9 protein-coding genes are annotated in these 17,278 nt (G+C 61.7%); 7 read left to right on the plus strand and 2 right to left on the minus strand.

The window, feature by feature from the left end; genetic code table 11:
* Window positions 1-27 precede the first annotated feature (27 nt).
* Both Asbog_RS08160 and Asbog_RS08165 read right to left on the minus strand, forming a co-directional pair.
* On the minus strand, window positions 28-4,176 hold the full coding sequence (locus Asbog_RS08160) for a translocation/assembly module TamB domain-containing protein (protein ID WP_062164759.1): 4,149 nt from the start codon (window positions 4,174-4,176) through the stop codon (window positions 28-30).
* A gap of 86 nt (window positions 4,177-4,262) precedes the next feature.
* Window positions 4,263-6,242, minus strand: coding sequence for an autotransporter assembly complex protein TamA (locus tag Asbog_RS08165; RefSeq protein WP_083510785.1), 1,980 nt, complete (start codon window positions 6,240-6,242; stop codon window positions 4,263-4,265).
* 599 nt (window positions 6,243-6,841) lie between these two features.
* On the opposite strand from Asbog_RS08165, the gene Asbog_RS08170 reads away from it, so the two are divergent.
* The 7 genes from Asbog_RS08170 (at window position 6,842) to Asbog_RS08200 (ending at window position 17,193) form a co-directional block, all read left to right on the plus strand.
* Entirely contained in the window at window positions 6,842-7,663 is an 822-nt protein-coding gene (locus Asbog_RS08170; protein ID WP_231944540.1) for a lysophospholipid acyltransferase family protein, read from the plus strand.
* A 250-nt stretch (window positions 7,664-7,913) separates the two neighbouring features.
* Complete coding sequence (miaB, locus tag Asbog_RS08175) at window positions 7,914-9,332, plus strand: tRNA (N6-isopentenyl adenosine(37)-C2)-methylthiotransferase MiaB (RefSeq protein WP_083510786.1); 1,419 nt, start codon at window positions 7,914-7,916, stop codon at window positions 9,330-9,332.
* Between the two features lie 113 nt (window positions 9,333-9,445).
* Window positions 9,446-10,510, plus strand: a complete 1,065-nt coding sequence (locus Asbog_RS08180; protein WP_062165784.1) for a PhoH family protein — start codon at window positions 9,446-9,448, stop codon at window positions 10,508-10,510.
* Between the two features lie 70 nt (window positions 10,511-10,580).
* Complete coding sequence (gene ybeY / locus Asbog_RS08185; RefSeq protein ID WP_231944541.1) at window positions 10,581-11,021, plus strand: rRNA maturation RNase YbeY; 441 nt, start codon at window positions 10,581-10,583, stop codon at window positions 11,019-11,021.
* Window positions 11,018-11,938: a hemolysin family protein gene (locus Asbog_RS08190; protein ID WP_062164761.1), complete on the plus strand. Its 921-nt coding sequence runs from the start codon at window positions 11,018-11,020 to the stop codon at window positions 11,936-11,938. The genes ybeY and Asbog_RS08190 overlap by 4 nt, the downstream gene beginning before the upstream one ends.
* A 114-nt stretch (window positions 11,939-12,052) precedes the next feature.
* Window positions 12,053-12,655, plus strand: a complete 603-nt coding sequence (locus tag Asbog_RS08195) for a thioredoxin domain-containing protein (RefSeq protein ID WP_062164762.1) — start codon at window positions 12,053-12,055, stop codon at window positions 12,653-12,655.
* 23 nt (window positions 12,656-12,678) lie between these two features.
* Window positions 12,679-17,193, plus strand: a complete 4,515-nt coding sequence (locus Asbog_RS08200) for a coiled-coil domain-containing protein (RefSeq protein ID WP_062164763.1) — start codon at window positions 12,679-12,681, stop codon at window positions 17,191-17,193.
* Window positions 17,194-17,278 lie beyond the last annotated feature (85 nt).

A 17,278-nucleotide genomic window follows, 5' to 3' on the forward strand; every position in this document is an offset into this window, starting at 1 on the left:
TAGCGCCAACCGGGACGTAACATCGGCTCAGTAGTCAAAACCATAGCTGAGCCCGACACTCGAACCGGGATCATTCTCCGGCGTGGTGAAGCCGGTGATCTGTCCTCCTGTGCCAACCGTCGTGTTGAGCTTGAGCCTCTTGGTCAGATCCACCTGAACCTGCGCCTGCGTTCCCGAACCGCTCGTCGCCTGCTTGGCCCCGACATAAACGCCTTTCATGACGTATTTCCCGGCCTCAAGGCTCGCACCGCCATTATTCACCCCGCTGCCGCCGCCCACTGCCAGACGGTCAAGCCCCAGAAACCCGCGAACCTTGTCGAGCGGATCGAAGCTCGATCCACCGCTGATCTGGGCGACCGCAGCCGCCAGGCTGGCCAGCTGGGTAGGTGAGAGCGAGGCCGTCGAACTGCCGAAAAGCAGCATGGCCAATACCTGATCCCGCGGGAGCGATGGCTGCGATGTAAAGTCGATCTTGGGCGCACTTGCATAGCCCCCCACCACAAGGCTTGCCACGGTCCCCTGCACATTGCGATCGGCCCGGAAATCGAGCGATGGATCCAGCTTGTGATCCACGCCCGAGCCATCGAAAGCCACACGCCCCTTGGTGAAGTTCAGATTGACGCCGGCAAGGTTGAAGAAGCCACGCTTGAGATCAAATCCGCCAGAAATATCCGGCGCAGTACTTACGCCCCCGACATGGAGCTTGCCCGACATCTCCGCATCGAGACCATGCCCCCGCACGAAGAAGCTGCCGGGTGAGATCACGTTCAGATCCAGCCCAATGATCATGGCCCGTGTCGTGGCTTCGCGCTTTTCGCCGGGGCGTATCACCGTAAGCTGCGGCACCGAGGCGGGCATTGAATTGGGAATATTCACAATCACGGAGGGCAAACGAATGGTGCCATCGACATCGAGGCGCGTAGAGAGCTGACCGTGGGCCCTGACATCCGTATCGATTACGGCGGTCAGCAAATCACTTGTGATGGGCTGAGCCTTGTGGGCAATGACCTTGATATCAAGCGGCAATCCAGGACGGAGCACGCCGACACTCCCTGACAGGGCGATGGTGCCCTTGCCTGCATGCGCCAGAACATCCTGCAACGTAAGCGTATCATTGGCGGCAATAATTGCGCCGTTGATGTCGGTCAGGCGTACGCCCTGCCCGTAATGGGCAAAGTTGATCGCCTCAAGGGTGACCCGGCCTGTCGCGGAGGGAGACGACACCGCACCCCCAAGGGCCAGATCAATCCTTGACGTGCCACTCAGGGCCATACCCTGTGCACCCAGCACGGCATTGCCAACCGCCAGATCCACCGCGCCATTGACCTTCAGATCGAGATTTCCTGCTCCACCTGTCGGCACGCTCCCCGCCACACGCAGACTGATGCGACGCCCGGCGTCGGCCTTCGCATTGATCTGCGCCCGCTGTCCAGAGAGGGTCGCATTGGCCTGCATGTTCAGCGCGGGCAACGATTCAGCCGGCCCGCTGAGCATATGAAGGCCGGACAAGGTCACGCCGACCGTTCCGGCAGGACGCGACAGGTCACCACTGAGATCCGCCTGCGCGGCAAGAGTACCGGATGCATCCAGTGTCGGCATGAATGGCTTGGCGAGCGCCGGCGTGACACGGGCCACACGCAGATGCACGTCCAGACGCGGTTTGATCGTACCGGACAGATCGAGTGTCGCGGGCGCGACGCCGGACGGTGCTACAGCGACTTGCAGACGATCCACGCCGGTCTTCTCGCCAAAGCTGATGGTACTCACACCGGCGCTTCGAAGGGTCTCCCCCTTGAGGAGCGCAGACAGACGATCGAGCCGGACGATCTTGCCAGGGAGATCGAGCAGGAGGGCTGTATCCAGCGTCGCAGGTGCCCCAAGCACATGGTCGAAGCTGCCTTTCGCGGCTAGCGCCAACGCATCGAGCGTACCCCGTGCCGACAAGGTCGCCCCACCCCTCATCTCCTGAAAGGCAACGCTGCTCACAGCAAGCCTGAGGTCCATATCCGGCTTGTCGACGGGATTACGCACCGTGCCAGCCAGATCGAGCGTCCCGATGCGGGCCGGATCCGCCTGCACGCCCCCCTTGAGCGACACGGTCAGAACAGGAGGCGTTTCGGGCGTCGGATCGCTCGTCTTGAGGTCGAGCACGAGCCGTCCCCCGAGTTTTCTTCCGGCCAGCGCGGAGAAATCGTTGAGATTACCCGCGATGACAGCCAGATTGCCGAGCGGCAGTTTAGCCCCGGCGGGCAATGTCAGATGCCCCTTGCCGGAGAGACTGGCCCAGTCGAGCGCCGTCAGATCGAGTTCCACCTCTCCGTCCTTGTGGCGGCCAAAACCTGCATCGATCGCAAGCTTTCGGCCATCGAGCTTGCCATCGGCATGCAATGTCCCTTCCGGAGCGGAAGGGAGATGAAGCAAGGCAAGGTCAAGGGTCAGCGGGCCGGAAGGGACAGCGCTGGCACCGATCTCTCCCTTGAGCTGCAGCTTGGCCGCAAGATCATTTAGCGGGCCATCACTATGCGCCGTCAAGGCCACATGGCCATGCATCTGAGGTGCCGCCGCCTTGAGATCAGGCAGGGCCAGCAAAAGCTCATTGACGATAGAAGGCTGCGCTCCCAACGTCATCGAGCCTTCGTCATGGAGATGAAGGGCGCGACCATCGAGAGTGAGCGCTTCTATCCTGACCTGGCGTGCGGCGTTCGGCCCGGAGACCATCGTGGCATCGAGCCCAAGCGATGTGTCGGCACCCAGCAGCGCCACAAGCTGCTTCATCCCTCCTGTGATCGCGAGCTTGTCACGCAGCGCGATATGGGAATTGCCATCAGGTCTATAGGTGTAGTCGAGATGCGCAACATTGTGCCCGGCCAGGTCGAGCTTGCCGATGGCGGCCAGCGGTTTGAGATCGGGCAGCACGAGATCGAGCGCCCCGGCAATATCGGGTTTCAGCGTGCCTGTTGTGCTGATCTGGAACAGCGGATGCGTGACCGTGAGCGAGAATGGCTGCGTCGCCTTCTCCGGTGCCGCGTCGAGAACCGCGTCGATCGGGGCTTGCGCCAGCAACCCGGCAGGCACACCCGGCGCCCGGACACCGTCCGCATGCGCATTGAGCCTTATCCTCGCCGCCTTCGGCCCCTGCCCTTCATCGCCAGCAAAACGCAGGGCCAGATGATTGACGCCTGCCCCGGCAGCGGTCAATGCGTCGATGTCGAGTGTACCATCCCCAGATGGCGCGAGCAGATCTCCGCGCAGATGAGCCTTGAGGGCTATGCTGGACCACGCAACACCTGCCACAGGCTTCATGACGGGCGTGGAGGCTGAAAGCCCAAGAGTACCGACATGATGAGCGAGGTCGAGATTGCCCTGCGCATCGGCCCGCACGGCACCGGCTTGCAGAGCTAGTCTGAGATCATTCGCCCGGACAGGTCCGTCGAGGTCGAGCGTGAGTGTCAGGGGGTCAAGTTCATCGAGCTTCGCAGCCTGCGCAACAAGACCATGCGCGCCGTCCTGGACCCGAAGATGAAGGTTGATCGCATCGCGTGGTGTCGCCAGCGATACCACTATGCTCGCCGGACGATCCAGACGCCTGATATCGAGCCCCAGATCGGCCTTCGGCAATTTGCCGATCTGTAGCCCGTCGAGCACGGGTGCAAGATCTGCCAGTGTCAGATGGCCCTGTGCCGAGGCGCTCAGCGGGAAACCTGCCAGAGACTTGCCCAGATCAATACGGCCGATATCGAGCCGGGCAAGCGCAATACCGAGGTGAAGACTGGACGGCTCGTTCGATGCGGGCGCTGGAGCAGGTGCGGACGGGTCCGATACGGGCAGACGCTCGAAGCGCAGGGAAGCAGCCCGCAGGAGCGATGCGCGCACCGTCATATGGATAAGCGCAAGTGGCGACCAGTTGAGCCGCGCTTCATCGACAGTCAGATAGGGGCCAAGATGATCATGAAGTGTGATCCGCCTGATATGCAGGCGCGATGGAATGAAGCCACCCACCCCCTGCAACTGGACCATCCCACCAGTCAGGCTCGCGGTCTGACGCTCGATGACGCGCTGGCCATAAGGGATGTTGACGAAAACCAGTATGGCGACGAGGGCAATCGTGACCAGCGCCACGGGCACACCAACCACCAGCCCGGCCACCCACAGCAGGATACGACGCGTGCGCGACATGCGGGGTCTGGTGTTTTGTGCCCTATCCGCATCAGGCGAGGCCGTAGCGGTCGCGTGCGAGGTCCTGCGTCGGGGAAAGCGGATCATCAGAACGTCTCCCCGAGACCAATATAGAGTTCCCACTTGTCACCGTGGGGCGGTCGATTGGCTGGCAGGGCGATATCGAGACGCACAGGGCCGATCGGCGTGTAGTAGCGGACACCCGCGCCGTAACCGACCCTGAGCTTCCCCTGGAACGGACGACTTCCGACGCCAACCTGACCGGCATCGACAAACGCAGCGGCTCCGAAGCTCTTGAGGATACGCTGCCGATATTCCACCGTCCCGGCATCGAGCGAGGTTCCACCAATGCCGTATTTACCGTTCTGCGGCCCGACACCCTGATAACGAAAGCCACGCACGGTTGCAGGTCCACCAGCATAGAGGCGTTGATCAGGCGGAATCTGATAGGTCGATGCGCCCTGCACTGAACCGACAATTCCACGCACAGCGATAACCGAACGCCCAGGGGCCGTCAGCCCGATCCGGTTCAGGTCGAAATAGGTCGATGCGCCGGCACTCATGATTGTGAAAAATGTGCTGCCGCTTTCGAGTGATTCGGAGGGCGTGATATTGACGTTCGCCCTGATCCCATGCGTGGCAGGATCAATCGGGTTGGCAAGCTCGGTCGAATCATAATTGGCGCCGAGCGGCAGCTGCACGATCAGATAATCGGTCGAGACGCCAAACTGCTTGATGTTTTCCTGCTCGGCCAGAACGCTCCCAGACACGTTCCAGTAGCGGCTGAGCTTTCTGATCAGCCCTCCACGCACCAGCAACGCGGTCTGGTGATAGGAATAAAGGAGCTGACGGATGCCTTCGACGCGCAGGCTGAGATTCTGGTCCCGCCGCATGAAATCCGGCTTGAGGAAGTCAGCATAGACATCGTAGCCGAGCCCTTGCTGTGCACTCCCACCCAGTCCCGTGACGAGTGCCGTCAGACGCAAACGCTCTGCCGCACCCAGAAGATTATGATGCGTCCAGCTTGCACCGACCCGCCCGCCAAGATCGGTTGAGTAGCCTACCTGCGCCGAAACCGTATGCCGCCGTGACTCATCCAATGTGAAGCGAAGCGGCATGGCCTGCGATACGCCCGGTGTCGCCTTTCCGCGCGCCAGTGCCACCAGTGGTGGTGCATCGTGAACACCGACGGAAGAAAAGATCCCGACACTGGCCAGATCCTGTCGGGCCTCCTCAATCTTGCTGGGCTGATAAAGCTGACCCTCGCGAATGAGCAGACGACGACGCAGAAATGCCTCTCTCGTGCGTTTCTGCCCTTCAAAGCTGATCGGGCCGATATCCACGACCGGGCCCGTGCCAACTGCAAATTCGAGGTCCAGCGTATGCGTAGCAGGTCTTAGATAGGCCAGTGGTGTCGCAACGCTCGCCTGAGCATGACCTTCCTCAAGCAGAACATGTTGCAGCGAGGACTGGGCCGCAAGGATATCACCGGCAATGGCCTTCTGTCCGGCCTCCAGGCCGAAAACCTTCTGCTCCTCGGCACTCAGCGTAACCGGAGCAGGTGTCATGGCACGCGCTGCCGTCGCCGCGCCAGGTGCGACAGGTTTTCTGACCGACGCAGTCCCTTGCCGCGCGCCATGTGACGACGCAGCATCCTGTTGTACCGCCCCTTTATCCCCGGGATTACCGGTGCCGGACGGTGGTGCGTGTTGCCCCTGCGCATCGGCCGCTCCCGCATCATGCGGTAATCCGTCATTGAGAGGACCGCTGACAAGCGTGATCTTGCCAATATGAAATTGCGGCCCCGTCTCGGGCTTGATCGTGATATGCAATCTGCCCTGGCTGTGCAGCGCCGCAAGGCGGTCCGGCAATGCCGGATTGCGACCATCGATGGTCTGTCCGTCAGGCAGCTTGACGCTGATCACGACCTTGCCCGCGTAAAAGCCGCGGCTCTCCAGTGCTGTCTGCACACGATCATAATCGCCACGGATGCGCCCTGCGAGCGCGTAGGGATCGACAGCCTTCGTTTTTTGCAGGGAAATCAGTGTCGAGGCCGCCTGAACCATTGGGTCCAGTTCCGGGTCGCTCGATGGTGTAATCTCCACCTGATAGGCCGTGTCAGGCTCGCCATTCTTGCCTGCGCTTTTATCCTTGTGGGCTGCAAGAGCGCTGTCTGGCTGCCCGAAGGCCGCTAGAGTGGCCGCAGAAACGATAAAACACAGGGCAGGCGTTCGCTCAGGCCGTAACCGCCTGACCCCGGTTTCAGAGTGACGAGAAAGGCGGGAAGCGCGGTAAAACGACAGCAATAGAACTCCTGCTGCAGGCTGAAATCCTGAATTCAGTGGCAGAAAACCGTGTCAGGATCATGTCACGGGAGAGCCGGCAAGAAAAGGCACTGTGCAGCGCAAAACCAATGCGGGACCATTCTCCTTGAGCGTTCGCCCCCGCGTTTCGTTCAATCTTAATAAAATCGATCCCGGATGGCTGTTGTCCGGCTTGACCGTTTCACGCTAGGTATCAGGCAATGACAGACGCGATTACGCGCCGCCGTCCTGCTAGTGACGCTTCCGGCCCCGACTCCTGGACCGCTCCGCTTGAACCTGCCCTCCCTAAGGAGCGTGCATCGGGGAAAGGTATGATTTGCCGGCTCCGCGCGATACGTCGCATGGGTCTGTCTTGCTTATGGACGCTCGTTGCCAGTGTCCCGCAGCGCATCCTGCTCAAGCGCCAAGGTGCGGCAAAGATCGTTTTTGCACGGTTCTACTGGGCAACCATCTGCCGCATTCTTGGCATGCATGTTCGGGTTGTTGGTGAACCTGTCGGAACGATACGCGACAGTATTGCCGTCAAAAACGGCGAGCGTCCGGTTATTTTCGTCGCGAACCATTCCTCGTGGCTTGATATTGCTGTCGCCGGCGGCATCCTGCCCACCGTTTTTGTCGCCAAACAACAGATTGCCGACTGGCCCGTGATCGGTACCCTTGCGCGTCTCGGCCGCACGATCTTCGTCAGCCGTCAGCGCAACAACACGGGTCGCGAATTGCAGGCGATGACCGACCGCCTCAACAATGGTGACAATCTGATCCTGTTTCCAGAGGGCACCTCGACTGACGGCACGCATGTGCTGCCCTTCATGTCGTCCTTTTTCGCCATCGCGAAGCCGAGCCGGGTCGATACGACCCTGCCAACGCCGCCTTCCGTCCTGATCCAGCCTGTCTCGATTGTCTATGACCAACTCAATGGGTTGCCGATAGGTCGCGCACGGCGCACAGCGCTGGCCTGGTACGGCGATATGGACCTTGCACCCCATATCTGGTCCGTCACGCAGTGGCGCTCTCTGGGAGCCACCGTGATCCTGCACCCCCCTGTCGATCCGGCGGATTACCCGAGCCGCAAGGAGCTCTCGACTGCGGTTCAGGAGATCGTGGCGCGAGGCGTGGCACAATTGCACCATAATCCCGAGCACCCGGAGCCGGTGCAGCACTGAAACAGGTGGGCCGCGCCCTCACACCCCGTCGTAACAGGACGCATGGCACGGCTGGCATACGCGCCCTGCATCGCTGCGCAACACAGCGCGTGAATATTAGCCATGCATTTACCGCTACCTTGCGCTACAAAGCGCGAAGGACATATCGAAATGATCGGCTTCGCCTGATGGACAGCCCCCGCATTAAAATGGTGCGTGCTCTCCTATCGTTGCCGATACAAGCGGACCACAGGGCCAAAGGTTAGGATACGTGAACGTCGAGACTTTAACCGACAGCACTCTCCCCGCGCAGAACGACAGCCAGACCAACGCGCGTGGGCTGCATGTCATCACCTGGGGCTGTCAGATGAATGTCTATGACAGCGCGCGCATGACCGACGTGCTTGCGCCGCTCGGCTTCAAGCCGGTGACCACGCCTGAACAGGCAGAGATGGTCATTCTGAACACGTGCCATATCCGCGAGCGCGCTGCCGAGAAAGTGTTCTCGGAGCTGGGCCGCCTGCGCAAGATCAGCGAAGAACGCGAGACCGCCGGGCTCAGCCGCTCAATCATCGCCGTTGCCGGTTGCGTGGCTCAGGCGGAAGGCGAGGAAATTCTCGCCCGCGCACCCTACGTGGATATCGTTCTCGGCCCGCAGACCTATCACCGCCTGCCCGAGATGGTCGCGCGTGCCGCCCGCGCTGGCGGTGCCGTGATCGATACGGATTTTCCGGTCGAAATGAAGTTCGACTTCCTGCCGCAGGATTCTGCCCCTCAGGTGGAAGGAAACCTGACGGCCTTCCTGACCATTCAGGAAGGCTGCGACAAGTTCTGCTCTTTTTGTGTCGTGCCCTATACACGCGGCGCCGAAACAAGCCGTTCCCTCCCTTCCGTGCTGGCCGAGGCGCGCCGTATGGTGGAGAGCGGCGTCCGGGAGATCACGCTGCTCGGGCAGAACGTGAATGCCTATCACGGCGATGATGGCGAAGGTGGCACGGCCGATCTGCCACGCCTTGCGAAAGCCCTAGCGGCACTGCCCGGCCTTGAACGCATCCGGTACATGACGTCGCATCCGCGCGACATGGACCAGTCCCTGATTGACGCGCATCGTGACAATCCTGCGCTCATGCCTTTCCTTCACCTGCCTGTGCAGTCCGGGTCGGATCGTATCCTCAAGGCCATGAACCGCGGTCATACGGGCGACGAGTACCGCGCGCTGATTGCGCGGCTGCGTGAAGCCTGTCCCGATCTTGCTCTTTCTTCCGATTTTATCGTCGGCCATCCGGGGGAAACGGAAGAGGATTTCGAGGCGACGATGCAGCTTGTGCGCGATATCGGTTTCGCCCAGGCATTTTCGTTCAAGTATTCGCCGCGCCCCGGCACGCCTGCCGCCGGCCAGCCCTTCCAGATTGAAGAGGCCGTCAAGGACGAGCGTCTGCAACGTCTGCAGGCCCTGCTGCGTGAGCAACAGGACGCCTTCAACGCCGATATGGTTGGCCGGACACTGCCGGTGCTCTTTACCGGGCGCGGCCGCAAACCCGGACAGATCACCGGACGTTCACCCTATCTGCAACCGGTTCATGTCGAAGGGACCGATGACCTGATCGGTCAGACCGTGCCGGTTGTGATAACCCAGCGTCTCACAAATTCGCTGGCTGGTATACTCTTACGGGAGAGAGTCTGCGCTTGAGCCACCCCACGGCACCCCAGTCGCATCCCGGATACGGGACCAATGACCGTAACTCCAGGCGGCACCTCCCGCCTGAAACCCCTCCTCACGAACAGGGACACCGCACCTCGGCGCTGCGTTTCGGAGATAACATTCTCCTCCAGCAGCTTCTGGGCGATCACGACCGCCATCTCATCAGGCTCGAACAGGGTTTCGATGTCCGCCTGACGTGCCGCGGCAACAAGATTGCGATCACGGGTGAAGCGGCTTCTGTCGCTCGCGCTCAGGCCGCTATTACCGCGCTCTATAATCAGCTTGAGCATGGCGGCAAGATCGACGGCCCCGTGGTCGACAGCGTCATTCGCCTGTCTGCCCTGCCGCGGCCCACCCGCGCGGCGGAGCCCCGAAACGCGCCCCGCCAGAACGAGGCATCAGCAGCCGAACTGCCACGCAACGAGACCGAGGGACCAGCGCCCTTCCTCGACCTGCCGGCCATCAAGACCAAGCGCGGGGCCATTGCGCCGCGTTCGCGCGGGCAAGCCGCCTATATGCAGATGCTGGCCAAGACCGAACTGACATTCGGGATCGGGCCGGCCGGTACCGGCAAGACCTATCTGGCCGTGGCGCAGGGTGTTGCCATGCTTCAGGCAGGCCAGGTGGACCGGATCATCCTCTCCCGCCCTGCCGTCGAGGCTGGTGAGCGCCTCGGCTTCCTGCCTGGCGACCTGCGGGAGAAGATCGACCCCTATCTGCGCCCACTCTACGATGCGCTCAATGACATGCTGCCGGGTGATCAGGTCGCCCGCCGGATGGCCAATGGCGAAATCGAGGTGGCGCCGCTTGCGTTCATGCGTGGCCGGACCCTCGCCCATGCCTTTGTCATTCTCGACGAGGCCCAGAACACCACCCCGGCCCAGATGAAGATGTTCCTGACCCGCATGGGTCAGGGCGCTCGCATGGTCATTACCGGCGATCTCAGCCAGATCGATCTGCCGTCGGGCGTCGCTTCGGGGCTGCGTGAAGCGGTCGAGACCCTTGAAGGCTTGCCGGGAATTGGTATTACCCGTTTCGAGTCCGCCGATGTCGTGCGTCACCCGCTGGTGGCACGTATTGTGGACGCTTATGATCAACGAGTGGCTGCGGCACGGGACTATTCCCGAGGCAGGTCGCGCCGGGAATACAATGGAACCTCGAAGTAGTCTGACCCCATCCGCCGAAGAGCCGTCCTCTATCACGAGGGCGGCCCTTCGTTCACGTCTTGATCTGATCGTGGCCGATCGCCGCTGGCGTGCCAGCGTGCCCAATCTGGAAGCGCTCGTCGCCCGTTGCCTTGAGGCAAGCTGGCCGTGGCTTGACCGCGACCGTGTTCCAGCCTTCCTTCTTGCGGGGGACCACGCCATCAAGGCACTCAACGCGACGTTCCGTGACAAGAACAAGCCGACCAATGTCCTGACCTTCGAGGAGAACGGTGCGTTTGGCGATGGCGACATAGCCCTTGCCTACGAGACCGTCCGTCGTGAGGCCAAGGCAAGCGGCAAGAAATTTCCGCATCACTTTGCGCATCTCGTCGTTCATGGCTTGTTGCACCTCGCGGGTCACGACCATCACCGCCCCGATGAGGCGCGGCTAATGGAAATGACGGAATCCCGCATTCTGGCCCGTCTCGGTGTTCCCAATCCCTGGCGCATGGGCGGAGGGCGCGGCGCATGAGCGAGAGCGACGACCATCGCCAGAGACCGGCCAAGGGATTGTTCGGCATCTTCAATCGCAAGGGGCGCGAACAAGGGCTGCGACTTTCGATTGCGGCTCTTGTGGAAGAGGCAGCTGCCCCCCACCCCGAAGCGGGCACCCGTCCGGAGCTGGATCGGCAGGAACGTGCACTCATCACCAATGTGCTGCATCTGCGCGAAAAAACCGCCGATGACGTCATGGTACCCCGCGCCGATATCGTCTCGATGTCAGCGGATATCACGCTGGATGAAGCGCTGGACTTCATGCGCCGTGAAAACCATTCACGCGTGCCGGTCTATCGCGAGCATCTCGACAACGTCATCGGGATGATTCACGTCAAGGACCTTATTGCCTATATCGGCACTTCGGAGGCGTTTGATATCGAGCCCCTTCTGCGCCAGCCCCTGCTGGTAGCGCCGCAGATCCCTGTGCTGGATCTGCTGTTGCAGATGCGTCAGCGCCGCACCCATCTGGCGCTCGTCATCGACGAATATGGCGGCGTGGATGGGCTGGTCACCATCGAGGACCTTGTGGAGACCATCGTGGGCGACATCTCGGACGAACATGACGAGCCAGTCTCGGCCATGATTTCAGAGCGTGCCGATGGGTCCTTCGACCTTGATGCCAGATTGCCTGTGGATGAACTCGAGGGCTTCATGGGGCCGGTGCTGACCGAAGCGGAACGTGAGGCGGAAATCGAAACCGTGGGCGGTCTCGTCTTTCGTCTCGCCGGGCATGTGCCGATACGCGGTGAGGTCTTTACCCATGAAAGCGGCCTTGTCTTTCGTGTGACCGATGCCGATGCACGCCATATCCGGGCGCTCCGGATGCGCGTGCCGCCCGATTGGGTCCGTAGCGACAATCCAACGCCCCACCACAGCGACGAGAAACGCTGAACCCCGCACCCTATTTCGTGTCATGATGTCCGGCGCGCCGTCGCGCGGGACACTTGACGCGGAGAGGGCTTCCGGTCTTCAAAACTTCGGTATCATTCACGGGGAGAGTTCTTCATGTCTTTGTACCGGCGCAGTTTCCTGGCAGCCATGCCCGCCCTCGCCCTCATGCCGAAGGCCCGCGCAGAGGATGCCCGACTGACCCCGCGCACCCTTGGCAACCCCAAGGCGCCCGTCACGGTCAATGAGTGGTTCTCCCTCACCTGCACCCATTGTGCCCATTTCGAGATGACGGTTTTTCAGGATGTTAAGAAAAACCTGATCGATACCGGCAAGGTGTTTTACATCTATCACGATTTCCCGCTCGATCAGATCGCCCTGCTTGGGGCGATGGTGGCGCGTTCGCTGCCTGTCGATCGCTATGTGCCGTTCGTCAATTCGATGCTCTCAAGCCAAGATCGCTGGGCTTTTGCACGGGATGTGAACCCCAAGCAGCAGATCCAGCAGATGGCTGCGCTCGCAGGCATTTCGGCTGAGCAATTTGCGAAGATTGACGCCGATGATACATTCCGCCAGGCGCTGGTCGCCCAGCAGGATGCCGATCAGGCAAAATACAATATCGGCGGCACGCCCTTCTTCATGTTCAACAAACAGCCCTATAATCAGGAGCTTCTGACCTATGAGGCCTTCGAGGCCGAGGTCAAGAAAGCCGGCGGCTAAACAGAGGACCCCGCTTTTCGCGTATGTCAGCCAAGATCACGCGCCTGCGGATAGCGGGTTTCAAGAGTTTTGCCGATCCAGCCACAATCGACATCCTGCCTGGCCTCACCGGTATCGTGGGGCCGAATGGTTGTGGCAAATCCAACGTCGTTGAGGCCCTGCGCTGGGCGATGGGCGAGAGTTCCGCCCGTGCCCTGCGCGGCGGCGAACTCGACGACCTGATTTTTGCAGGGACGAGCGCACGTTCGGCCCGCAGCCTCGCCGAGGTTACGCTGTGGCTGGATGAGGCACAGGGTCTCGCCCCACCCCCGTTCAGCGAAACAGACGGTCTCGAAATCACCCGGCGAGCCGAACGCGGATCGGGCAGTGAGTTTCGCCTCAACGGGCGCGCCCTGCGCGCACGTGACATCACCACGATGTTTGCCGACCTCTCTTCGGGGGCTCGCAGCTCCTCCATTGTCAGCCAGAACCGTGTCAGCGCGCTCATCAGCGCCAAGCCCGAAGAAAGACGATCGCTCCTTGAAGAGGCTGCGGGCATAACGGGTCTTCATGCAAGGCGCCATGATGCTGAAATCAAGCTCCGGCAGGCTGAAGGCAATATGGAGCGCTCGGAGGACCTGCGTCAGCAGATCGAGACGCGGCTGGCCACACTCGATGCGCAATCGGTTCAGGCAAGAGCCTATCGCAGCCTTTCCGAAGCGATACGTACAGATGAACTGACCCTCTCCTGGCTCATACACCGTCGGGCCGCCTTGCTTGTCGAGCGCACGCGGGAGCAGCTTGAGGCGGCGGAAAAATCCCGTGACGCTTCGGCGCGCGCTGCCGATGAGGCAGGGCAGCAGGGCGCAGCAGGGCGCGAACGCCTGCTCGCCCTGCGCGACCATACCGACGCCCTGCGTACCACCCGCGACAGGCTGCGCGTTATCAGCGAATCGACCCGCGAGGCCATGGCGCAGGCCCAGGCGCGCCACGAGCAGACGACCCAGCGCCACGAGCAGATGGAAGCCGATCACCAGCTGGCCCTGAAACGACTGGAGGAACTCACGCAGCGTGAGGCGCTGCTGAATGAGGAAGAGCAACGGCTTGCCGTCACCTTGGGCGAGCTGCCCGATACGCTCGCCACCCTGCGCGAGGCCGCTCAGGAAAGCGCCGAACTCCTGTCCCGCCTTGAGCAGACAAGGCTGGCCCTGACTGACAAGCTGACCACACGGCGCATGACCGCTCAGGCCCTCACACTGGAGCATGAAGCTGCCGCAAAGGCCGTTGAAGCCCTGACGGGTGAATCGGTAACGCTCGCGAAGGCGATAGCCGAACTCCGGGATGAGCTTCCCGATGAGACGGCGCTAGAGCAACTTGCCCGGCGACTGGACGAGCAGCGTCAGGAGAGAACCGCTCTCGACCAGCAAATCCAGCAGCAGGCGCAGCTCAGGCAGGAACAACTCGTCAACACCTCCAAAGCCGAACAGGATCTGGCCCGAATCGAGAGGGAAGCTCGCGAAAATCGCGAGATGCTTGCGCGATTGACCTCAAGGGCAAACAACCTCGCCCAGCAGATCGCAACGCACCAGAATGAACTGGAAGCCCTCGAAGCCGCCCGGCTTGATGACGCTGCGTTGAACGCGCTCGATACCAAGGCCGCCACCCTACTGACCGCGCGGGATGTCGCCAGAGCGAAAGCAGAAGAGAGCCGCTCCGCTCTTGCGCAGATCGAGCAACAGCTCAGCGCCCAGCAAGCCGAGGCGCGCAGCATCGCCCGGCAGCGGGAGCTTCTCGAGAAAGACCGCGATCAGGCCCGCCAGAGTCTTGAGCGCCTTAATCAGTCTCTCGAGACCCTTATCGCCCGGCGGGAGGCTCTCGGCCGCGATATGCCCGACGATGCTGTTATCAGTCACGCCGTTGAAGCCCGGGAGGCCGCGCAACACGCGCTGTCGTCCCTGACTTCCGAAATTGAGACGATAAGCCAGGTGCGGCGCGATACGCAGCAGGCGCGGGACGAGGCCGAGAATGCCCTCCGCCTTGCCAGCGCCGATCATCTCGGCCTCGTGGCGAGGCGTGATGCCTTGCAGGCCAATACGCCCGACGATGCCCTTCCAGACCCTGCATTGGCGCAAATGGAAATTCCCGCGGGGCTTGAGCGCGCCGTTGCTGCGGCCCTCGGGCAAACGCTCGAGGCTTCGCTGGACACACTTCAGAGCCGCGCATGGCAGGCGCTTCCACCGCTGACCCCGGCTCAGTTCGGGGCTAGTTGCACATCGCTCTCAGCCCTGATCAAGGCGCCTGAAGCGCTCCGGCGCTGCCTCGATCATGTCGGCCTGATCGATAGCACGCATGATCCTGAATCACTTCAGACGCGTCTCCTCCCCGGTCAGTGTCTCGTCACAAGCGAGGGTGCCCTATGGCGCTGGGATGGCTATCGGGAAGCGGCCAACCTGCCCTCGAACGCCCTCAGCCGGGTCGAGCACCTGGCCGCGCTCCGGGATCTGGATACCCGGATTGCTGCCGCGGAGGCTGCCATTCCTGCCCTACGGGCAACGCTTGGCTCCTTCAATGATCAGGAGGCCGATCAAGCGGCAAAGCTGACAACCCTTCGCGAGACGGTACAACGCGAGGAAAAAACCCTGAGCGCTCTGAAACAGGCCGAGACCGACCTGCTCGATCGTCGGGACCGGCTCGCCGGGCAGATTGCCCAGATCGATCAGAACAGCACCGAGACCACAATCCAGCGGGACGAGACCCGTGACCGCCTGAGCAACGCCGTGATAGGCCTTGAGGCGCTGGGCGATGAAGCTAAACTGCACGAGGCCCTGCACATCCTGAATGGCGATGTTTCCAGGCAGCGCAGCGTGACCGAAGCCGCTATTGCCGCTGCGAGCCAGATTGAGACCGACTACACGAACGCACAGCAGGATGCGACAAGGCAACACCTGCAGAACGATTCCTGCGTCGCCAAGCTCGCCACAATCGGCGCCGTGCTGAAGCAGGCGCGTGCTGATCATGATGACGTGGCCGGTCAGCGTCAGGCGCTCTCGCAAAACGATCACGACGCAGCACTGGCCTCTGCCCGCACGGTGCTTGAACAGTGCAAGAGTGCTCTTGTTACCGGTGACCGGGAACGCGCCATACTGAAGACAAGGCTCGAAACCCTCAGCCGTGATATCGGCCATTCCAGCCGCGAACTTCAGACGCGCCGTGACCTCAAACTCAGCCTGAACAGCCGCCTTGCGGCCCTGACCCCACGCCAGAACACTGTCAGGGATCAACTCGCGCGGGCAACGCAAGCACAGGAAGCTCTGGCACCGATCCCGGATCTCGCGCCCTCTGAAGCTGAGCTCAGCGCGGCGCTGGCCGCCGAGGCCGATCAGCGCGAATGCGACCTCGCCGCCAGAACGCAGGTGCAGGAGGCCCAGTCACGGCTGGATCAGGCGACGCAGGAGAAGCACGCCATCGCGCTCAGGCTAGGTGAAACGCGCGCACAGGGTGAGACCCTGCGCGACGATTGTTCCCGTCTTGAGGAGCGTCTGACACTCAGCCACGAGGAGATCTCCCGTAGTGCTGCTGAGAGAGCCGCGCAGGATGAAGCGCTGCAAACCCATCAGACCGCCTTGCAAAACGCCGAGCAGGAGCACGAACAGGCTATTATTGCGCTGACAGAGCTCGATACGGCCCTGCAGGATCTGGCGCACAGCCAGCGCGAGGAGGAGCAACGCGGAGCGCACGCCCGCGAGAACGCCATCCGGTTGCAGGAGCGCCTCGCCCAGGCACTGTCGCAGCATGAGAAACTGGCCGAAACACCGCTCGTCGAGCCGGAGTCACCCCCGGATATCCCCCTCACCGAGGCAAGCGAAACGACGCTCAAACGGCGGCTCGCCCGCGCCCATAAAGACCGTGAGGCCCTCGGGCCGGTCAATCTTCTGGCCGAGCAGGAATACACGCAGGCCAAGGAGCAATCCGACCATCTGACACGCGAGCATGAGGAGCTGACCTCCGCCATCCAGCGCCTGCGTGGGTCAATCAATGCCCTCAAGAAGGAAGGGCGCGAGCGCCTGCAGGCGGTATTCGTTGAGGTGGACCGCCATTTCCAGTCGCTTTTCAGCCGTATGTTCAATGGCGGCAAGGCGCATCTGGGTCTCGTCGGCAGTGATGATCCTCTCGAGGCGGGGCTCGAAATCTTTGCGCAGCCACCGGGCAAGAAGCTGTCGACCCTCTCATTGCTTTCTGGCGGTGAGCAAGCGTTGACAGCGCTATCACTGATATTCGCCACCTTCCGGTGTCAGCCCTCACCGCTCTGTATCCTCGATGAGGTGGATGCGCCGCTGGATGATGCCAATGTCGAGCGCCTCTGCGGTCTGCTCAAGGACATGGCCGAGGAAGCCCAGACACGCTTTCTGATCGTGACCCATCACCAGTTGACCATGGCCCATATGGACAGGCTGTTCGGTGTGACCATGCAGGAGCGTGGCGTCAGTCAGGTGCTTTCGGTGGATCTGTCGCTGGCTGCCGCTTTTGCAGAAAGCGGCACCGTGGCTGTGGCGTCCTGACAGCGATCGGTTATAACCATGTCTTCATTGTGTTTTTCGCCAGATGCAGCTCATACTGGCAGTTTCGACATGTGAGAGCACTGAA

It is taken from the genome of Asaia bogorensis NBRC 16594, from assembly GCF_001547995.1.
GTDB lineage: Bacteria > Pseudomonadota > Alphaproteobacteria > Acetobacterales > Acetobacteraceae > Asaia > Asaia bogorensis.

Excerpts from the sequence above, each read along its gene's own strand:
- Asbog_RS08160 (WP_062164759.1), bottom strand. The coding sequence starts at position 4,176 with ATGTCGCGCACGCGTCGTATCCTGCTGTGGGTGGCCGGGCTGGTGGTT.
- Asbog_RS08165 (WP_083510785.1), bottom strand. The coding sequence starts at position 6,242 with ATGGTTCAGGCGGCCTCGACACTGATTTCCCTGCAAAAAACGAAGGCT.
- Asbog_RS08170 (WP_231944540.1), top strand. The coding sequence starts at position 6,842 with ATGGGTCTGTCTTGCTTATGGACGCTCGTTGCCAGTGTCCCGCAGCGC.
- Asbog_RS08190 (WP_062164761.1), top strand. The coding sequence starts at position 11,018 with ATGAGCGAGAGCGACGACCATCGCCAGAGACCGGCCAAGGGATTGTTC.
- Asbog_RS08195 (WP_062164762.1), top strand. The coding sequence starts at position 12,053 with ATGTCTTTGTACCGGCGCAGTTTCCTGGCAGCCATGCCCGCCCTCGCC.
- Asbog_RS08200 (WP_062164763.1), top strand. The coding sequence starts at position 12,679 with ATGTCAGCCAAGATCACGCGCCTGCGGATAGCGGGTTTCAAGAGTTTT.